The organism is Aequorivita xiaoshiensis (assembly GCF_022008395.1).
GTDB classification, from domain to species: domain Bacteria; phylum Bacteroidota; class Bacteroidia; order Flavobacteriales; family Flavobacteriaceae; genus Aequorivita; species Aequorivita xiaoshiensis.
In genome coordinates this window covers 1-673 of record NZ_JAIRBB010000064.1, presented here as the reverse complement: position 1 = coordinate 673, position 673 = coordinate 1, and the positions used below count along the sequence as shown (strand labels likewise).

Below are 673 nucleotides of genomic sequence, written 5' to 3'. Positions count from 1 at the left end.
ACGTTGTGTAACATTCAAAAAATAAATGACTACTAGCATTATAACTACAGTATTGATTTTTATCTTTTTGTATTTCATTAAAAAAACATCAAAAAGAAAAAGTAAAATAGATGAAAATGGAAATTCAGTTCATAGATTACCTCTTCTTTATGGGATAGTCGGAATAATACCATTAATTATTAGTTTAATTATAAGTATTGCTACAATCGTGGATATTGAAAATATAGATTTAGCTAATATTATTCCGATAATTGTGCTGTTTACCTCGTTGGGAATAATAATGTGTTTAATGACTTGGATGAATAAAGTAATTTTGAATTCAAACGAAATTATTCAAAGAAATATGTGGGGAAAAACAATCTCTATAAAACTTGATGAAATAAAAAGCATAAAATTCAATAGAGTGTCTCTTTATCTTAATATCCGTGACGGGAAGAAAAAAATAAAATGTCACGAACATTTGGAAGGCTTTCAAGAAATTGTCAAGAAATTGTCCGATAAAACTGAGATGAGCGAAGCCGAAATGGGAATAGTTATATAAACGTTACACAACATTGCATAAACGCAATAGCGAGAAAATGCAAAACCCGAAAGTAATTTTATAAATTTAAAGTCTGGTATAAACCGAAAAGTCGGTACGCCAATCTCGCTACTGCGTTTATACGAGACGTTA

1 protein-coding gene is annotated in these 673 nt (G+C 29.1%); it reads left to right on the top strand.

Annotated elements, in window-relative coordinates; translation table 11 throughout:
- Positions 1 to 25: 25 nt before the first annotated feature.
- Positions 26 to 541 (top strand): hypothetical protein, encoded by a 516-nt coding sequence (locus K8344_RS13980; protein WP_237609294.1) that lies wholly within the window; start codon positions 26 to 28, stop codon positions 539 to 541.
- Positions 542 to 673: the final 132 nt, after the last annotated feature.